The sequence below is a fragment of the Bacteroides sp. AN502(2024) genome, from assembly GCF_041227145.1.
Lineage (GTDB): Bacteria > Bacteroidota > Bacteroidia > Bacteroidales > Bacteroidaceae > Bacteroides.
Window position 1 is genome coordinate 20,135 of the sequence record NZ_JBGFSP010000012.1, and the last position, 17,575, is coordinate 37,709.

Sequence of the window (17,575 nt, forward strand, 5' to 3'; positions counted from 1 at the left end):
TTTAGTTGGATATTTGATTCTTTATTAGGTCTTTGGGGGCAACCTGAAGAATCTCAGCAATTTCAAATAGCACTTCCAAACTTGGTTGACGTCTGTTACATACATACGCATTGACTATACAGAAACTCTTGCCTAGTTTTTCTGCCAGCCAAGTTTGTTTGATACCTCTTTCTTCAAGTACCTCTTTTATCCGATTCATGGGTTTATCCATCGCTTTATTTTTATATCATCAATATGTTTGCAAAGATATAAAATTTTGTGCTATATAAAAGGAAAAGGAGAGGGAAAATCCCCTACTTAAGCTTAAACCAAATATCAGACATTCAAATTTTCCATTGCCAATTGGAAAATCCAGTGTAAGATGCCCCCTAAAACCAAAGCGCTTGTCCCCCCCTGAAAATATTCAATAATACCCCCTTAAAAGTCTTGACCGATGGGGTCATTATTATAGTTTATTACCCTCTGTATGCCGCCATCTTCCGAACGCTTTCCCCGGTTAACTCAATCCGGTGAGCCGTATGTATGATACGGTTCATGATGGCATCTGCCACGGTAGGATCACCGATTGCGTCATACCAATTGTCGGTTGGCAGTTGCGAGGTGATGATGATGGACTTGCATCCATGCCGGTCCTCTATTATATCGAGCAGGATGGGACGTTCCTTGGCATCAAGGTTTACAAGGAAGAGGTCATCCAGTATGAGCAGTGTGCCCCGTTCGATTCTCTTGAGTTCTGATTACAGTGTGCCTTTTACTTTTGCCACCTTGGGCGTGCCCATAAGTTTCGGGGCATTCGCATAGTATGTCCGTATGCCTTTCTTCAGACTTCATAACCCATGGCTGTGGCAAGGAAGCTCTTTCCGGTTCCGGAGGAGCCTGTAATGAAGAGGTTCTGTCCCTGCTGGATGAACTCCAACGATGCAAGCCGCTCCACCTGGTTACAGTCAAGGCCACGCGGGATTGTATAGTCTATCTGCTCGAGGCAGGCCTTGTAGCGGAACGAAGCTCTGCGTATAAGACGTTGGATGGCTGCATTAGCGCGGTAGTCCCATTTCCTGGCAAGTAACATGTGCAGGAAAGAGTCGATTGTCATTGTTTCAGCCATGGTGGAAGCCAGGCTTTCAGTGAAAGCGGCGGCCATTCCGTGTAGCTTCATACGGCTCATCAGTTCGATTGTCAACGTGTTGCGGTCTTTTTCGACTGCTATCGGGGCGGTAAGATTATTTGTCTCCATTGTTATTCTTATTTAAATGTTTTGATTTTGCGAAGTAGGCTGCTCCGCGGATATTCTTGTGGGTGGATGTTACGGGGGCTTCATCGTCGATGTCGTCTTTTGACAGGAAGCCCGCATCATCGCCACGCTCAAGGATTTGTCTTATTTCCTGATAGCCGTATTGGCGCTGTTGCGTGGCGCATGCGCTTGCCACCACCAACCGTTTCAGTCCGAAGGTCTTTTCCTGTGCCATGATTCCTTTGCATGAACGGAACGCTGCGGGAGGATACTTCTTGAGTTCTGCCACCTTGCGTAGATACAGCAACAGGACGTTATCCGCCTGGCCGGCCCGTTCGTAAATCTGTTCCAGATCCTTTTCGTAACTTTCATGACGTCCGGGCAGTCCGTGGGTATCCTTGGTCGTATAGATATAGGGCGTGTCATCACGCCGGTGTGTGGTTACCAAACGCAGGCCATGATATATTTCCAGCCTGTCGGCATCATAGACAATTTCGACACGTTTGCCTATATACTCTTTCGGCACGCTATAATGGTGGAGCCTGAAGGTGACATAGCTGTTCCGCATTACCGTCGCGGAGCGTCGTTCCTTCATCTGATGGCGTATGGCGAGAAGCGGGCGGAGGCAGTCGGATTCAACCTGTTCAAATTGTTCCCGTCTTGATAGGGGACGTCCGCTCATCCTGCGCCCGTTGAAGGCCGAGAGCGATTCGGCGACAGCTGCATTCAGGGTTTCCAGCGAGTTGAACACAAGCCCCTCGATGTCGGTGTAGACAGAGCGGTAAAGCAGCTTCACGGTATTTTCCACCAAGGCCTTATCCTTTGGATGACGTACACGTGCGGGGTATACGGCACATCCGTAGTGTTCGGCAAATGCCGCAAACTCCTCGTTGATTACAGGCTCGTTACGGTCGCTGCGGGCTACGGCATCCTTGAGGTTGTCGGGTACTATCGCCATCGGAACCCCACCGTAAAAATGCAGGGCGTTCTCACACGCTTTGATCAGATCCTGCTTTGATTGGGACCAGACCGCCTCGCAGTAGGTATAGTGGCTGCATGGAAATATGGCCACGAACACTTCAACACTGCGGCATTCGCCACTTTCACTGTCAACCACCTCAAGTTTATCGCCGGCGAAGTCGATGTACATCTGGTCTCTGGCATAATGCTCGACATGACCTACAACATGCGTCACCATACGGTAGCTCATGAGATAGTTGCCGAAACTGGCATGCCTGCATCCGTCAGGGTGCGTCTCGCGGTACTCCTCGTACAGAGCTTTCACTGTCACGTCCCGGCGGCTGAACCGGGCGGCATACTTGGGCAGAAGCGCTTCAAGCTCAAGCTGACGTTGTGACGGAACCCTGTTACGGCCAACACCTTCCGAGAATATTTCCTGGATACGGGCGGAAGGCATGGCTGCTAGTTCCTTTATCAGTATGCCACACTCTTGAAACAGGCGCACATATTTGCGTACCGTGCTGCGGGACAGCTCAAAGCTCCTGCTTATCTGCTTTATCCTCATCCCCAATGCGTAACATTGGAGAATGTTTGCTATCTTTGTTGTCATAGTAGAAATGATTTTATCCCACCGGTCAAGACGGGTATCAAATCTACAAAAAAATCCTCTGCCGGACATTCTTTGACAGGGGTATTTTTATATTGGAATCAAAAGGCAGGATTATTTTGGAACAGGGGGCAAGCGATTGGTTTTAGGGGCATCTTACACTGGATTTTCCAGGTGGTGGAGGCACGAATTCCAGTTGCCCCAGTTTTCCCTGCTTTCCTCGCCAAGGCGTTTTTCGCACAGGAATTTGTAGTAGTCAAAAAAACAGGGTGTCGGTGGCGAACCCGTTTTTGAAACCGAACTCGCCGTTGCGAAGCTCGACAACCCTTTTCGATTTGATAGCCTCCGCAAGTTGTAGTGTCTCTCGGTTCTTTTCCTTGTCAGCCCGATTCCTTTCAGGTATCAAGTATAATTTCAGGTACTCGTATGACCGCTCCCTGTTCAGGTAAATGTCGAGGTAGAGCGATGTATTTCCCGACTTGGTCTTGCGCTTCCGAAGTCGGATAGGCTCTTTTGAATTTCCCATATATTTGTTGCTTTTGTTGTTTGAATTTTTCGAACAACAAAAGTACAACAAAATTACAGTAAATCGGGAGTAACTAAAGACAAATAACCTTAAAATTTTAATCAGCTTAAATCGTTGAATAAAAGCGAGATATTTATTCCTTTTTACTCCCGATTTACTTTGAGTTACTTTGCTGGTTTTGTTGTCTATTTTCCGATGCAGCATATTTACATCACTGATTATCAGTGACCATTCATTTTAATCGGTACAACCTCTGTTTTTACAAGTACACAGAATGTGGGGACAAATGCAAACCGTTGTATTTCATTGTTTTGCATATACGTGTTGTATCGCTTTCTTTCAGCCTTTTTGCGAAATATCCGCTATCAGATACAATGTGTTGAACGATAGGGTATTTCCGCATATAAGTTACAGAACGCTTGTTGATTACAAAGGTAGTGCTTTTCTTGAAATTTCTGTGATTTGTGGTGAAATTTTTATTAGTCTGGTGCAATGACATATTTGATTCGCTTGAAAAAGTGTGGCAGAATGAGTGATATTCGTTGGGAAAATGTAGTAAGGCTAATTTATTTGCTTGAAAATGTGTTTATACACCATAAATGGTACACTTCTTATTATATCCTATCGGGTATAATTCTGTGTCTAATATTAATATTATACCAGAAAGGGTATAAATCAATAAACTTGACTGAACTCCATAATGTCGAGCATCTGATATAATATTCCGTCAATGGAGGAATGCCAACTTTGATGAAAATGACCATAGTACCAATGTTTCACCGGATGGTTATCTGTTTTGAGATGGTGAAGAAGCATATCCATTGCTTCTCTTTCAAGTTGTACATCCTTAAGAAGTAGTGGATCGTTCTCTGCCCATTGATTGAGGTTACTTTTTAAGAATAGCTCACAATATGATGGTGCAGTATGTGTGACAACAGTATCAATCAAGAAGTTTGGACGGATAGTATTCATCTTATCAGCGTTGTAAACAGGAGCTTCGTTCTTCCAATATAAATTGCGGGAAATATCGTTTTCTTGTGAATCATTGGGATGGAGTCTGTGTTTTCGTTTATTCCATTCATTTATCCGATAGACTCTGTCAATAGAGACAGCTCCACCTATACAAAGGATGGTATGATTACAGGCTTGGAGAATAGTATAATTATGAATAGCAATGAAACGTTTGTAATTGAATGTTGCTCCATCGAAATAAGCAGGATTATCGTGATTGCCACGTACAAATACAATCCAATTGTTGGCTTGGTTCATTCGCTTGGTATTTCGTCTAACCATCTGCTTATAGTACTCTTTCTTTTCGAAGCCAAAGCCACAATCCCCAGCTACAATTAATAGGGTGTTCGTCAACTTATATTGAATACAGAGTTTGAACACCAACTGATTAAAGTCGCCATGAATATCACCAGAAACAATAATTGTCTTGGCTTCGGGAAAAGATAGTGAGAATGTGTTGCTATGATTCATTTGTATTTACTGATTAAAACTGTGTATCCTTGTCAAACAATCCTTTATCTTTCCACAACTTGATTTCCTTGTCAAAGTCCGAAAGATATTCTTTGTCTTGAATCAAGCGGAATTTGTCATATTCTGCGTATGCTTTTTCTTTTGCTTGTTCTGCGGAAATAGTTCCAGCATCATTCAATGTATCATATTTGTATAAAGTCAAAAAATCATCTAATTGTTTTTTCCAATCTGCCATTGTGGTAATAATCTGCCGTTCTGCACGAAGTTCTGCAAAATCAAGGAATGCAGTTGAAGACGATTTAAGGCAGAGACTTCCTTATCGGACAAATAGTTCTTAGCAACTATTGTGTCTGACTTTTGAACTCTGCCATCAGGTGCGTTTCTCCAAGTGGTAAGTCCCATGTGAGGCATTTCGGCATCTGCTCTTGAATATACAATTTCAGCTGCCGTTTGATGGGTTACAGCCCAATGCATCATATTCTGTACCATCTTGAAGAACAGTTGGGTAGTTTCAGATTTGGGGTCATAATCGGCACTACATTCGGCATATACATCAGTGATTTTCTGATAATATCGGCGTTCAGAAGCCCGTATCTCCCGGATGCGTTCTAATAAGTCATCAAAATAATCTTTACCAAAATGTTTTCCCTGTTTCAAACGTTCATCATCCAATACGAATCCTTTGACTATCATTTCTTTCAGAACAGATGTCGCCCAAATTCTGAATTGAGTGGCTTGATAACTGTTCACACGATATCCTACGGCAATGATAGCATCCAAATTATAGAACAATGGTGTACGTTCTACATCTCGTTCTCCTTCCGATTGAACTATCCTAATTTTTCGGATAGTTGCCTCTTTAGTAAGCTCTCCTGATTCGTAAATCTGACCAAGATGATAGTTGATAGTTCGTACATCCACTCCAAATAAATCGGCCATTCGCTTTTGTGACATCCAGAATGTTTCATTGTTGAAGATGACCTCAATCCGCGTTTCTCCTTGCCTAGTTTTATAGAGTAAAATGTTGGATGACAAACTGTTGTTGGTTAATTCAGGAGAAGGAAGTTCTTGTTTGAAATATTCTCTTGCCATTTGTACTTGTGGTTTCTTGCCATCGGCATTTTCCGCAATTATCAGACAAGCTATGCGTGATAAATGTATGTTTTCTACTTTACGAAAAGAGCTGGAACCTAATTTGACCATTTCAACCGTATGGTTAAAATGCTCTGCTGCATTAAGTCCTTTATGGTTGGCTATCGCAATGGCTTTGTTTATGATACGTGTGAATTTTTGATAGGTACTATAACTTAATGCAACGCATAGATCACGAGAAGTCCAATACTCTGAACCGTTTTCGTCTGTTTTTTTAATCTGTTCAAAGTCTGATTGAATAGGGGATATATTGTTTTCTTCCATTGTCTTGATACTTTTTAGAATAGTGTGCAATTATTTATATAATCCCGATCTCAATTCTGTATTATGCTTCTTTATTTTTTCTTCCACAAGAAAGCCTTTCGAGACTATTTCGTAGGAATAGGATTTTTCAAATGCTTGTCGTCCGGCATCTGTCATAAGTCCTCGGTCTTCAAGATTTATACATTGTTCTTTGTTTAACTCAGTCCAATGACTGCCTTTGCGACGAGGTGAAAGCCGCTGTGCAAGGCGTCCATCAGGCAATTTTTTTAGAGTCGAATCAATCCATCCGAAGCATAATACTTCCTCAACGACCTCAATGTATGGAATACATTCGTATGTGGGCTGTTTAAAACGTGAAGTTACAACCCAACATGATTTTGCTTGGTTGTGGTTAGCCTTCAGCCAATTTCTCAGTTCAATGCGGTCTGTGAAGTCCAGTAGATTGATAATTTCCATATTTGTCCGTAATTCAATTGATATATGATTACTCTAATTGCTTTCTGTAAACAGAATCCAAAGTATTTCCATCCTTGAACCGAAACAGGTTGTATATAAACCTGATACTCAAATCAAGTATGATGTTTTATCTGCAAATTGATACCATAATGTTTCCGTTGTTGTCAATGTTTAAATACAATTAAGGTTGTTCATAGGAATAATCATAGTCTAAGAATAGGAGTAATAAAACTCCGGTTTTTTATTGCTTAGTAAAAAATGATTTTATTCTGCAACATTAAACATTAATGTGAATATCGTATTCGTTTTTTTTGTCTTGAATCTTTTTAACCTCATTAATCCAAAAGCTAATATTGTTAATGAAACTATCCCATCTAACCATATGTATATAACTGACATAACCACGGTAAACATTATCACCAATATTACAAATTGAATTTGTTTTCTCTATTTGATTAAACATATTCGCACGTAAGACTTTGAATAGTTTATTTGTATGCCATAACGTACATCCTGACTGACAACACATCTTCGGTTCGAGTATATAATCATATCTACCATTAATATCAGGAAGAACAACTGCCAGTATACCATTTCTTCTGCTAGTTCTGTCATTTCGAGTTGTCTCTCTTAGAGAATAAGACACTTCCCAAGGAATCCATTGTTCATCTTCGCTTTTATTTAACTCTTTCATATTAGGAGAGATGAGTACAATGGTAATGCTACTATCAAAAATTTTGTTTCTTAATTTTGACTCCACAGTGGAGTCTTTAAAATTGGATAGATCTTCACCATCTAGTTCTCCTTTATTAATATGATCATCATCTTCAAGCTTATCCTGTAGTTCATCAACATAGTGACGAACTTTAGTTGATTCGTACCAAGGTGTTCTTTCAAGATGCTTCACAGAAGTATCACCATATTTATATGATATAAAAATCTTATGTCCCATAACTATTTATAAATTAAGTAAATCTTTAAACAATGAAGAATATGCCAAGTTAATACATAATTCAGGTTCTTTACCATCAAAATATTTGTCATAAATGATTTTGGCGGCACCTCCAGTGCTAGCCAAAGGAAATACTTTTGCTTCTGGATGTAACTGAGTAAACATTGTATATTCATCTTCTACACCTTCCATACCTCCAATAAAGATTCCTGCGTAAAATTCATTATCGCCAAGCATATGTTTTCTCATCTCTTCTATACTCAAATCTTTATCTCCCATATCGTTGGTCTTTATAATATGAGCAACACTTTCATTCTCTAAAGGAAAGAACTGTTCAAAATACGTAGATTGATACAAAATTACGCTGCTCTGTATATCTAATCCCGAATGCTGCAAAATACTAGCTATAAGTGGCGTTATTGAAGGATGACCTCCCCAAATCAGTTTATACTTAGGCAATGCCACACTAGCTAAAGCTAATACGGAATCACGTATTGCGATTGTATCCGCTGTTTTGAAATATCTTTCATCTCTTCCTAACATAGGAATACTTGCTGACAAGAATATATTTAATTGTTTTTGAGCCATAATTCAAAATCTTTTTTCTTGATAGTTTTAACCTCTAATGATTCATTTAACCATTCTAGATGTTCTATCCATTTCTTACGAATACGCAAGTCATCATATATAAGGAATAATTCGATTTTCTCGTTATTAAGCAATTTTCTAAAACGTAGAGAATCGAAACAGTCATAAGATTGTGGAATTCCTACTGCCGGGATAAACAATCTAATTCTGTCATCTTTCAAAGTCTCTACAAGATAGCGATACTCTTGTATAAGTTGTCTCCCTTGTTTGCGGGCTTCTTTAACAAATTCTCCCACAAGATTATCTTGTCTTGCGGCGAGGTTTCTAACTCTAACAGACTCTACCGTATGAACAATGTTCTCAATACATTCTTCAGTAATGCGACAAGATTCGCTATTGGAATCTTCATCCATAAACATTTGTTGTGTTAATTGGATAGGTTCGCATAATAAGTTGTGTATGTCTGGAGTACAATCAGGCCAGATAATTTCAACTACTCCAATTTGTTTTTGGTTCGCTGATACAATTTCCTCATTGCACCACTTGCTATTTTTAAAATCATTGGTGTATAGTTGGATTAATACATCGCAATCTGTCATCCGGTGATGTAGCTCTTCTTGAAAGTTTTTAGCGGGGTTGATAGAATATGTATCAAGAAATACATCGTAATTATTCCGGACAAAAGCATCAAATAATTGGTTGGCTACAGTAGAAGAATCCGTACGGCGATAACTAATGAATAGCTTTCGGTTTTCTCTCAATAGCCTCATTGATTCAAATGCATAGTTAATATACTTTTCAACATGATCAGCAATATATTGTCTTCCATTCATTATATGAATGATTTCAGGAATTTCAGCTTCAAAATTTTCACCAAAATATATTGGTAAGATAGCATCCCCATTATCAAGAAGAACTTTTAATATATCGTTCTCTTTTTCGGAATGATTTATATTGCCAAAATAGAATACAAAAGATGGCTGTTTATTCGAATATTTTTCACGAAAAGTTTCATCATAGATTACCTCAAACATATTGTTCTTCAAACCTATACTATGAATCTTTTCAAAAAAGCGAGCTTTTATTGTATTGCAAGCATTATTCTTAATATCTCCTAGAAAGATAAGTTGGTATTTATATGTCATGATAATTGTTGTTCGTTATAAGTGGCTATGATACAATCCAATCGTATAAATTTTTGATATAATAATTCCCACCTTTATCCTTGTAGCAATAGTAGTATCCTCTAGGTATTAAATTCTCGTTTGAATATCTTTCTGTTCCAGAATAATATTGAATAGTCGGATATATTTGCATATATTCAGAACCTTTCCAGCCACCATCGTTCTGAGCTATCGGGAATAAAGCTATTTTCCCTAAATCTAATTTTTGCGCATCTCCGTAACCTAACTCCCAATTACACCATTTTGAATCAATAGCACCGTCTGTGGCAACTAGTATAAATTTATCGTATTTTTGGATTTGCTGTTTGATTATGGTTGCTGTGGTTCCAGATGTTTTTTTAGGCATAGAATTATCAAGCCAATCAACATAGATACTGGCATGTAATTCTTCTAAAATGTAGGCAACTCGTTTGAGTTGGCTAATTTCATCGTGTTTATGGGAAAGAAATACGGATGCATGTTGACCGGCTGAAAAAAATCTAGTTTGCTGATGAGCTTCGGAGAGGACATCGGCAGCAAGAGTAAGTTCCTTTAGCTTATTTTCTGTTAGAATCATGGCTCTTTTTAATGTTTGTCATATAATAGCACAAAAGTACAAAAAATAATCTTGACTATCGAATATAATTCGCTATATTTGCACAATTAAATCGCATCTAAGAATGAAATTGAACAGAATAAAGGCAGTCTTGTCGGACAAAGGCATTTCTCAGACATGGTTGGCTAAACAACTTGATAAGAGTTTCAGTATGGTCAATGCTTATGCTTGCAATAGGATTCAGCCTAATTTGGAGACGCTCCAAAAGATAGCTGAAATACTGCAAGTTGATTTGAAGGACTTGATAACAGACAAGAATGAGCGCCAATAGCGTTTATGAATGTCTATTGTTTTTTAGTGTACAACTTCCGATAATATAAAAATATAGGAATATATGACACCAGAAGAAAAAGCGAGGCAAAAAATAGACCAGTGGTTTGCCGATGCAGGCTGGAAGGTAGTTGATAGAGATGATTATGAACCTACTTGTACGGCTGTAGCCATAAGGGAAGGTTTGTTGAAAGGAAATCTTGAAGCTGATTATTTCCTGTTTATTAACGGGAAAGCAGTGGGGATACTTGAGGCTAAACGTGAAGAAACAGATGCTTTGGCCTCAAAAGTTTGTGACCAAGCGACTTTATATGCCAGAAGTGTTCCTAACATCTATCAGACATATCAAAAGCCACTACCTTTTATTTTCACCTCAAATGGCAAAGAACTGTACTTCTGCGATTTCAGCGAAAAAGATGTTTATTTCAGGCAGATAATGACAATTCCCACTCCGCATGAGCTGGTGAAGAAATTGGGAATTGAAGATACATTTGCCGGACTTCCGACATTGAGAAAGAAAGGGCTTCGTGATTGCCAATACGAGGCGGTGACTGAACTTGAAAAGAGCTTTCGTAGCGGACAAAATCGTGCCTTGATGGTGTTGGCAACGGGTGCCGGTAAAACGTATACTGCTTGTCTTGCTGCATACCGGATGCTGTCATATACTCCTATGCGAAAGATTCTGTTTCTTGTGGATAGAAACAACCTTGGCAAACAAGCAGAGGGCGAGTTCGGTACGTTCCGACTGACGGAAAACGGTGATGCTTTCAATACTATCTTTACGGTCAATCGCCTCCGTTCATCTTCTATTCCGTCTGACAGCAACGTGATTATCTCTACAATACAACGCCTTTTTTCATTCTTGAAAGGGGAAAATATTGAAGATAATGATGACGATGACGAGAATGAGCCGACAGAGGAAGTTCTGTTGCCGCCTAATCCCAACTTGCCGCACGACTACTTTGATATGATTATCATAGACGAGTGCCACCGTTCCATTTATGGGAACTGGCGCAAGGTGTTGGAATACTTCGATACGGCAAGACTTGTGGGATTGACGGCAACTCCGATTAAAGAGACAGAGAAATTCTTTAACTACAATATTATTGTCAACTATACCTTGGAAAAGAGTATTGTTGACGGTGTGAATGTGGACTGCCGGATATATAGGATAAAAACGCAAGTTACAGAAACAGGAGGAGCTATATTAGAGGGCGAGAAAGTCAAAGAAGAAACGAAATATACGGGCGAGGTTAAGACAGTGAGCAACAAAGAGACCAGAGCCTATACCAATAAGGAACTGAACCGCAGTATCATCAATCCGGCACAAATCAAACTTATTCTGTCCACTTATCGCGATGTCGTATATACAGAATTGTTCAATGACCCGCCGCGAGACAAGGATATGGATTATTTACCCAAGACCTTGATTTTTGCTCTCAATGAAACTCATGCCACCAATATCGTACAGATTGCTAAGGAAGTGTTTGGACGTACTGATGACCGTTTTGTTCAGAAAATCACCTATTCGGCAGGCGACAGCAACGAGTTGATACGTCAATTTCGAAATGACAAGGATTTCCGCATAGCAGTGACCTGTACATTGGTTGCCACCGGTACGGATATCAAACCGTTGGAAGTTGTTATGTTCATGCGTGACGTGGAATCCTTGCCACTCTACATACAGATGAAAGGGCGTGGTGTGCGTACTATCGGCGATGAACAATTGCGTAACGTTACCCCGAACGCATTCAGCAAAGATTGTTTCTACTTGGTAGATGCCGTGGGTGTAACAGAGCATGAAATGACTGTTCCGACGGCGACAGACGAACCAACGACAAAAACAATCACTTTTAAGGAACTATTGGAACGTATCACTCATGGATACCTTCCCGATGAATACCTGAGGCGTCTCGCAGCAACGCTTTCCCGAATATATAACAAAGCTGACAACGCGCAGCGAAATGAGTTCATACGTTTGGCTCATGATGACATGAAGGAACTTGCTTCCGGAATTTATGATGCGCTTGAACATGACACCCTTCCACCATTCGTCAGTACAAACGAGCCGAACAACGAGCGCAAAGGTTTGGTTTCTCCCCTTGCCAACCATGCAGATGCGCGGCGATACTTGCTCATTCTTGCCGCTGGGTTTGTCAATACGTTGCTGCCGGGTGAGGATACGCTTATCTCTAAAGGCTTTTCCTTGGAGGACGCAAAAAACACGACAGAGGCTTTCGAGGATTTTTGCAAAGAGTACTATGATGAGATAGAGGTGCTTCGCATCATTCACAACAATGAAGGCGAGCCGATAACCTATTCAATGCTAAAGGATTTGGAGAACAAACTCAAAATGGCAAACAACCGTTTCACCCCCAAACAACTTTGGAACTCGTATGCCATTGTCAATCCAAGCAGTGTGCGACGTTCCACCACCAAAGAAGAAAGTGATGCCTTGACAAATATCATCCAGTTAGTTCGTTTTGCTTTCCGTCAAATCGAACGGTTGGACAGCGTAGTCGCCACATCCAAACAGTATTTCAACCTGTGGTTGGGGCAAAACCAACGCGAAATAACCGACAAGCAGCGTGAAGTCATCAGCCGCATAGTGGATTACATAGCCGCCAACGGTGCTTGTACCGTCAGGGATATTCGGGAGGACGATGCTACTCATGCGGCACAAATGATTCGTGCATTCGGCAATATGCAAAAAGCCGATGAAGCCCTCCAATCTCTTTATACATTTGTGGTTTTAAGAAAAGCAGCATAAATATATGGCAACAAATAATATGACAGAGCAATCGCTCACCAAGAAAGTCTGGAATCTGGCAACCACACTTGCCGGGCAAGGCGTCGGGTTCACCGATTATATCACCCAGTTGACCTATCTCCTGTTCCTGAAGATGGATGCTGAGAACGTAGAAATGTTCGGAGAAGAATCCGCAATTCTGGCAGGTTATCAATGGCGTGATTTGATTTCTCTTGACGGTCTGGATTTGGTCAGGCAGTATGAAGAAACTCTGAAACGACTTAGCGAACAAGAAAACTTGATTGGTACGATTTACACTAAGGCACAGAACAAGATTGACAAGCCTGTCTATCTGAAAAAGGTCATTACCATGATTGATGAGGAGCAATGGCTCATCATGGACGGTGATGTAAAAGGTGCCATCTACGAAAGCATTCTCGAAAAGAATGGGCAAGACAAGAAAAGCGGTGCCGGACAATACTTCACTCCCCGTCCGCTCATCAAGGCGATGGTAGATTGCATAGCCCCGCAAATCGGTGAAACGGTTTGCGATCCGGCTTGTGGTACGGGCGGGTTCCTGTTGACGGCATACGATTACATGAAGAATCAGTCGGCAAGTAAGGAGAAACGCGATTTCTTGCGTAACAAGGCGTTGCATGGCGTGGACAATACCCCATTGGTGGTGACCCTTGCTTCCATGAATCTCTATTTGCATGGTGTGGGTACCGACCGGAGTCCGATTGTTTGCGAAGATTCTTTGGAAAAGGAGCCTTCAACGCTTGTAGATGTGATACTTGCCAATCCTCCTTTCGGCACTCGTCCGGCAGGGTCTGTTGACATTAACCGTCCGGATTTCTATGTAGAGACAAAGAACAATCAGCTGAACTTTCTCCAACACATGATGCTGATGCTTAAGACAGGTGGTCGTGCCGCAGTAGTATTGCCCGACAATGTACTTTTTGAAGGTGGTGCCGGAGAGACGATACGCAAGAAATTGCTTACAGATTTCAACTTGCACACCATCCTCCGTTTGCCTACGGGTATATTCTATGCGCAAGGAGTAAAAGCCAATGTACTGTTCTTTACAAAAGGACAACCTACAAAAGAAGTCTGGTTCTACGACTATCGTACAGACATCAAGCATACGCTTGCCACCAACAAATTAGAGCGACATCATTTGGATGATTTTGTTGCTTGTTATAATAACCGGGTGGAAACTTTCGATGCCGAGAACAATCCGCAAGGACGTTGGCGCAAATATTCGGTAGATGAAATCCTTACTCGTGATAAGACAAGCCTTGACATTACATGGATAAAGCAAGGCGGTGAAGCTGATGACCGCTCATTGACAGAACTGATGACTGATATAAAGGAGAAAAGCCAAACGATAAGTGCGGCTGTGGCTGAACTCGAAAAGTTGCTTGCAAACATAAATGAAGATTGAGCGTATGGAAAACAAAAAGATAGTCCTGTCAATGGAGCAACAGTTTGGGGAAGTCATAGATATTATTCTCCAACATAAAAGCCGTGCCTCAAGAGCCGTAAACGAAGAACTGCTGCTTACTGCATGGCATGTAGGCGGATATGTATCAGCCAAGCTGAAAAGCGAAGAATGGGGAAGCAAAGTCGTATCGCAGCTATCCGAATATATCCGTTCCCAACGACCCGATATCAAGGGCTATAGCCGAAGCAGCATTTATAATATGGTGCTGTTCTATGATGAATATTCATCGGAAGCATTTTCTGCAACAGTAGAGAAATATCTGAACGCAGAGTTTATCCAGCCAAGAATTGGACAAATAGGAACGGATCGACCTGTACAAGAAATGGCTGTAATTGTGCAGTCAACACCTGCACAAATTGTCCAACCAAGAACTGGACAAATGCCTAAAATTCTGGAATTAACCACTTTGACCAACCATATAGAGATATTGTGCCGATGTAAAAGCAACGAAGAACGAATGTTCTACATACTCTATGCCAATAAAGAGCATTTGGCAAAACGAGAACTTCAGCGTTGTATCTCCAACCAAACATATACAGCTTTATTAGGCAGCAAGGACAATATGTCAAAAGGATTGCTTGAAGCATACCCCAATGCTCCTGTTATGTTCAAAGACACGCTGTTTGTGGATTTCCTTAATTTGCCGAAGAAGCATAGTGAATCAAAGCTGAGAAACGGTTTGCTGGGACACATGAAGCAGTTTATTCTTGAACTTGGCAAGGACTTTATCTTTATGGATCAAGAGTATCGTCTGAATATTGGCGCATCTACATTCAAGGCAGACTTGTTGTTCTTCCATCGTGGATTGCAGGCGTTGGTGGCGGTGGAATTGAAAAAGACAAAATTCCATCCGCGCGACCTCGGGCAACTGGAGTTTTATTTGGAAGCACTCGACCGAGACGTGAAGCGTTCCAACGAAAACCCCTCTATCGGTATCATTCTCTGTCCGGAAGCAAACCGTGTAGTGGTGGAATATGCCATGAGCAGAAGCATGAGTCCTACGATGATAGCCGAATACAAGCGCATCCTTATTCCGCAGGAACGTATGCAACAGCAACTGAATGAATTCTGCAACCTGTTCTTAAACAAAGACTAACCGGTATGGACACCAAGAAATTACGTCAAAAGATACTCGACCTTGCCATTCGTGGCAAACTTGTTCCGCAAGACCCGAACGATGAGCCTGCATCCGTTTTGCTTGAACGTATCAAAGCGGAGAAAGAACGGCTGATAAAAGAAGGGAAGATAAAGCGTAGTAAAAAAGCCGCAAAGACTTCCGATACGCCCCATTATGAGAACGTGCCATTTGAAGTGCCGAGTTCGTGGGATTTTGCTCCTGTTTCAGATTTGTTTTGTCTCAATCCCAAATCGGAATTAGCTGCAAACCTGAAAGTCGGATTTATCCCAATGGCTCTTGTAGAGGATGGATTCTCAGGAAATCATTTGTTTGAAGAACGTATATGGAATGACGTTAAAAAGGGGTATTGCCATTTTGCAAATGGGGATATTGGTATTGCAAAAATATCGCCATGTTTTGAAAATCGTAAATCAACAATATTTCAAAATCTGCCCAACAACTATGGGGCAGGAACGACCGAATTAGTAATTCTTCGACCAATTATGGTTTATGCAAGATTCTATCTTTATCTTTTCAAATCAGATTGGTATATTCAAGAAGGTACTAAATACTTCAAAGGAGTTGTTGGGCAACAAAGAGTTCACAAAGAAATATTCACAGATTTACCTATACCTCTTCCTCCTTTTGCAGAACAACAGCGCATAGTGACAGAGATTGAACATTGGTTTGCTTTGATTGACCAAATAGAACAAGGGAAAGCTGACTTACAAGCAGCCATTAAGCAAGCCAAGAGCAAAATCCTTGACCTCGCCATTCACGGTAAACTTGTGCCGCAAGACCCGAATGATGAGCCTGCTATTGAATTGTTGAAACGCATAAATCCCGACTTCACACCTTGTGATAACGGGCATTATCAGAACTTGCCTTTTGCTATCCCTCAAAATTGGATATGGGCAACACTAAATGAAATTGGTAAATGGCAGTCTGGCGGGACTCCAAACAGATTAAATAAAGAGTATTATGGTGGTGATATTCCTTGGCTAAAGACAGGGGACTTAAATGATGGATTGATTACATATATTCCGGAAAACATAACAGAAAAAGCTCTGAATGAGACATCTGTAAAGTTGAATCCTACAGGAAGTGTGTTAATCGCCATGTATGGTGCAACGATAGGTAAAATTGGGATATTGACATTTCCTGCTACTACAAATCAGGCTTGTTGTGCTTGTAATGTTTTTCAAGGAATAGAAAAAGAGTATCTTTCCTATTTTTTACTCTCTCATAAAGAAGATTTTATAAGGTTAGGAGGTGGTGGAGCACAACCTAATATATCAAAGGAGAAAATTATCAATACATATATACCTGTACCTCCATATGCAGAACAAAGGCGTATTATAGATGCTATTCGTAAAGCATTCGCTAAAATAGATACAATCATGGAGAATCTATAAACTACCCATGATTGCATCAAGATGCTTAAATGCAATATTTATGGCATTAACAATCCTTTGTTGCTCATTATAAGGCGGTAGCGGCACATCTATTGCTTTGAATAACTTTTTGTTCAAGTGAGGAATGGCTGAACCGACTTTATTTTCTCGCAATGTCTTACGATGCAAATTGATAACTTGCAGAATATAATCGGTATTCACATTGCTGTTTATAGACAGCTGTTTGAATGTGCTACCTTGATAGCCTTCTATCGGCGTTCGGAACACTTCACCGGAGTTTTCGCCATCTACCAGTATTAAAAGTGAATTTGCGGAAGTATATTTCCCATAGGTTATCATCTTAGCATCACGCTCTCCACGCAAATATTTGACATCAAGATTTATTCTTTCTATACCACTTTGCTTTTCTCCATCGATTAAAGAACATATCATCTGCATAGGTATGACGCACCACGAATCAGGCAACTGCGTATAATGCCCGATACATTCTGTTATATTGTTGCTGTATTCATTATAAATCAAT

At 40.8% G+C, this 17,575-nt stretch carries 15 protein-coding genes and 2 pseudogenes; 5 read left to right on the forward strand and 12 right to left on the reverse strand.

Annotated elements, in window-relative coordinates:
* Position 1: 1 nt before the first annotated feature.
* From AB9N12_RS18695 to AB9N12_RS18745, 11 genes and pseudogenes are all read right to left on the reverse strand, one after another.
* Positions 2-211 (reverse strand): helix-turn-helix domain-containing protein, encoded by a 210-nt coding sequence (locus tag AB9N12_RS18695; protein WP_369893587.1) that lies wholly within the window; start codon positions 209-211, stop codon positions 2-4.
* 244 nt (positions 212-455) lie between these two features.
* A pseudogene (gene istB, locus AB9N12_RS18700) lies at positions 456-1,234 on the reverse strand (IS21-like element helper ATPase IstB).
* Complete coding sequence (gene istA / locus AB9N12_RS18705) at positions 1,221-2,801, reverse strand: IS21 family transposase (protein WP_369893588.1); 1,581 nt, start codon at positions 2,799-2,801, stop codon at positions 1,221-1,223. Before istA ends, istB begins: the two are co-directional and overlap by 14 nt.
* A gap of 253 nt (positions 2,802-3,054) precedes the next feature.
* Entirely contained in the window at positions 3,055-3,324 is a 270-nt protein-coding gene (locus AB9N12_RS18710; protein WP_369893589.1) for an Arm DNA-binding domain-containing protein, read from the reverse strand.
* A gap of 675 nt (positions 3,325-3,999) precedes the next feature.
* Positions 4,000-4,806: a metallophosphoesterase gene (locus AB9N12_RS18715; RefSeq protein WP_369893590.1), complete on the reverse strand. Its 807-nt coding sequence runs from the start codon at positions 4,804-4,806 to the stop codon at positions 4,000-4,002.
* Between the two features lie 13 nt (positions 4,807-4,819).
* Positions 4,820-6,222 (reverse strand): annotated as a pseudogene (rhuM, locus tag AB9N12_RS18720) (RhuM family protein).
* Positions 6,223-6,252: 30 nt separating this feature from the next.
* The gene (locus AB9N12_RS18725) at positions 6,253-6,678 is read right to left on the reverse strand and encodes a YdeI family protein (RefSeq protein ID WP_369893591.1); all 426 of its coding nucleotides are present in this window, start codon (positions 6,676-6,678) and stop codon (positions 6,253-6,255) included.
* 277 nt (positions 6,679-6,955) lie between these two features.
* Positions 6,956-7,630 (reverse strand): TIR domain-containing protein, encoded by a 675-nt coding sequence (locus tag AB9N12_RS18730; RefSeq protein WP_369893592.1) that lies wholly within the window; start codon positions 7,628-7,630, stop codon positions 6,956-6,958.
* A 6-nt stretch (positions 7,631-7,636) separates the two neighbouring features.
* Complete coding sequence (locus tag AB9N12_RS18735; RefSeq protein ID WP_369893593.1) at positions 7,637-8,218, reverse strand: hypothetical protein; 582 nt, start codon at positions 8,216-8,218, stop codon at positions 7,637-7,639.
* Positions 8,200-9,363, reverse strand: coding sequence for a toll/interleukin-1 receptor domain-containing protein (locus AB9N12_RS18740; RefSeq protein ID WP_369893594.1), 1,164 nt, complete (start codon positions 9,361-9,363; stop codon positions 8,200-8,202). The genes AB9N12_RS18735 and AB9N12_RS18740 overlap by 19 nt, the downstream gene beginning before the upstream one ends.
* A 25-nt stretch (positions 9,364-9,388) precedes the next feature.
* Entirely contained in the window at positions 9,389-9,958 is a 570-nt protein-coding gene (locus AB9N12_RS18745; RefSeq protein WP_369893595.1) for a TIR domain-containing protein, read from the reverse strand.
* Positions 9,959-10,061: 103 nt separating this feature from the next.
* Here AB9N12_RS18745 and AB9N12_RS18750 point away from each other — a divergent pair, with 103 nt between their 5' ends.
* The 5 genes from AB9N12_RS18750 to AB9N12_RS18770 all read left to right on the forward strand — a co-directional run bounded on the left by AB9N12_RS18750 (position 10,062) and on the right by AB9N12_RS18770 (position 17,052).
* A complete protein-coding gene (locus AB9N12_RS18750) occupies positions 10,062-10,268 on the forward strand; it encodes a helix-turn-helix domain-containing protein (protein ID WP_369893596.1) in 207 nt (68 codons plus the stop codon).
* 63 nt (positions 10,269-10,331) lie between these two features.
* The gene (locus AB9N12_RS18755) at positions 10,332-13,037 is read left to right on the forward strand and encodes a DEAD/DEAH box helicase family protein (protein ID WP_369893597.1); all 2,706 of its coding nucleotides are present in this window, start codon (positions 10,332-10,334) and stop codon (positions 13,035-13,037) included.
* Between the two features lie 4 nt (positions 13,038-13,041).
* Positions 13,042-14,460, forward strand: coding sequence for an N-6 DNA methylase (locus tag AB9N12_RS18760; protein WP_369893598.1), 1,419 nt, complete (start codon positions 13,042-13,044; stop codon positions 14,458-14,460).
* 4 nt (positions 14,461-14,464) lie between these two features.
* Complete coding sequence (locus AB9N12_RS18765; RefSeq protein ID WP_369893599.1) at positions 14,465-15,616, forward strand: YhcG family protein; 1,152 nt, start codon at positions 14,465-14,467, stop codon at positions 15,614-15,616.
* A 5-nt stretch (positions 15,617-15,621) separates the two neighbouring features.
* A complete protein-coding gene (locus AB9N12_RS18770; RefSeq protein ID WP_369893600.1) occupies positions 15,622-17,052 on the forward strand; it encodes a restriction endonuclease subunit S in 1,431 nt (476 codons plus the stop codon).
* On the opposite strand, the gene AB9N12_RS18775 is transcribed toward AB9N12_RS18770, so the two are convergent.
* Positions 17,047-17,574 carry a restriction endonuclease subunit S gene (locus tag AB9N12_RS18775; RefSeq protein ID WP_369893601.1) on the reverse strand — a complete coding sequence of 176 codons (528 nt, stop codon included), beginning with the start codon at positions 17,572-17,574 and terminating at the stop codon, positions 17,047-17,049. The genes AB9N12_RS18770 and AB9N12_RS18775 overlap by 6 nt on opposite strands.
* Between the last annotated feature and the right edge of the window lies 1 nt (position 17,575).

Coding starts and splice junctions, on each gene's coding strand:
- AB9N12_RS18760 (WP_369893598.1), top strand. CDS start 13,042: ATGGCAACAAATAATATGACAGAGCAATCGCTCACCAAGAAAGTCTGG.
- istA (WP_369893588.1), bottom strand. CDS start 2,801: ATGACAACAAAGATAGCAAACATTCTCCAATGTTACGCATTGGGGATG.
- AB9N12_RS18750 (WP_369893596.1), top strand. CDS start 10,062: ATGAAATTGAACAGAATAAAGGCAGTCTTGTCGGACAAAGGCATTTCT.
- AB9N12_RS18770 (WP_369893600.1), top strand. CDS start 15,622: ATGGACACCAAGAAATTACGTCAAAAGATACTCGACCTTGCCATTCGT.
- AB9N12_RS18710 (WP_369893589.1), bottom strand. CDS start 3,324: ATGGGAAATTCAAAAGAGCCTATCCGACTTCGGAAGCGCAAGACCAAG.
- AB9N12_RS18740 (WP_369893594.1), bottom strand. CDS start 9,363: ATGACATATAAATACCAACTTATCTTTCTAGGAGATATTAAGAATAAT.
- AB9N12_RS18695 (WP_369893587.1), bottom strand. CDS start 211: ATGGATAAACCCATGAATCGGATAAAAGAGGTACTTGAAGAAAGAGGT.
- AB9N12_RS18765 (WP_369893599.1), top strand. CDS start 14,465: ATGGAAAACAAAAAGATAGTCCTGTCAATGGAGCAACAGTTTGGGGAA.
- AB9N12_RS18730 (WP_369893592.1), bottom strand. CDS start 7,630: ATGGGACATAAGATTTTTATATCATATAAATATGGTGATACTTCTGTG.
- AB9N12_RS18715 (WP_369893590.1), bottom strand. CDS start 4,806: ATGAATCATAGCAACACATTCTCACTATCTTTTCCCGAAGCCAAGACA.
- AB9N12_RS18735 (WP_369893593.1), bottom strand. CDS start 8,218: ATGGCTCAAAAACAATTAAATATATTCTTGTCAGCAAGTATTCCTATG.
- AB9N12_RS18755 (WP_369893597.1), top strand. CDS start 10,332: ATGACACCAGAAGAAAAAGCGAGGCAAAAAATAGACCAGTGGTTTGCC.
- AB9N12_RS18725 (WP_369893591.1), bottom strand. CDS start 6,678: ATGGAAATTATCAATCTACTGGACTTCACAGACCGCATTGAACTGAGA.
- AB9N12_RS18745 (WP_369893595.1), bottom strand. CDS start 9,958: ATGATTCTAACAGAAAATAAGCTAAAGGAACTTACTCTTGCTGCCGAT.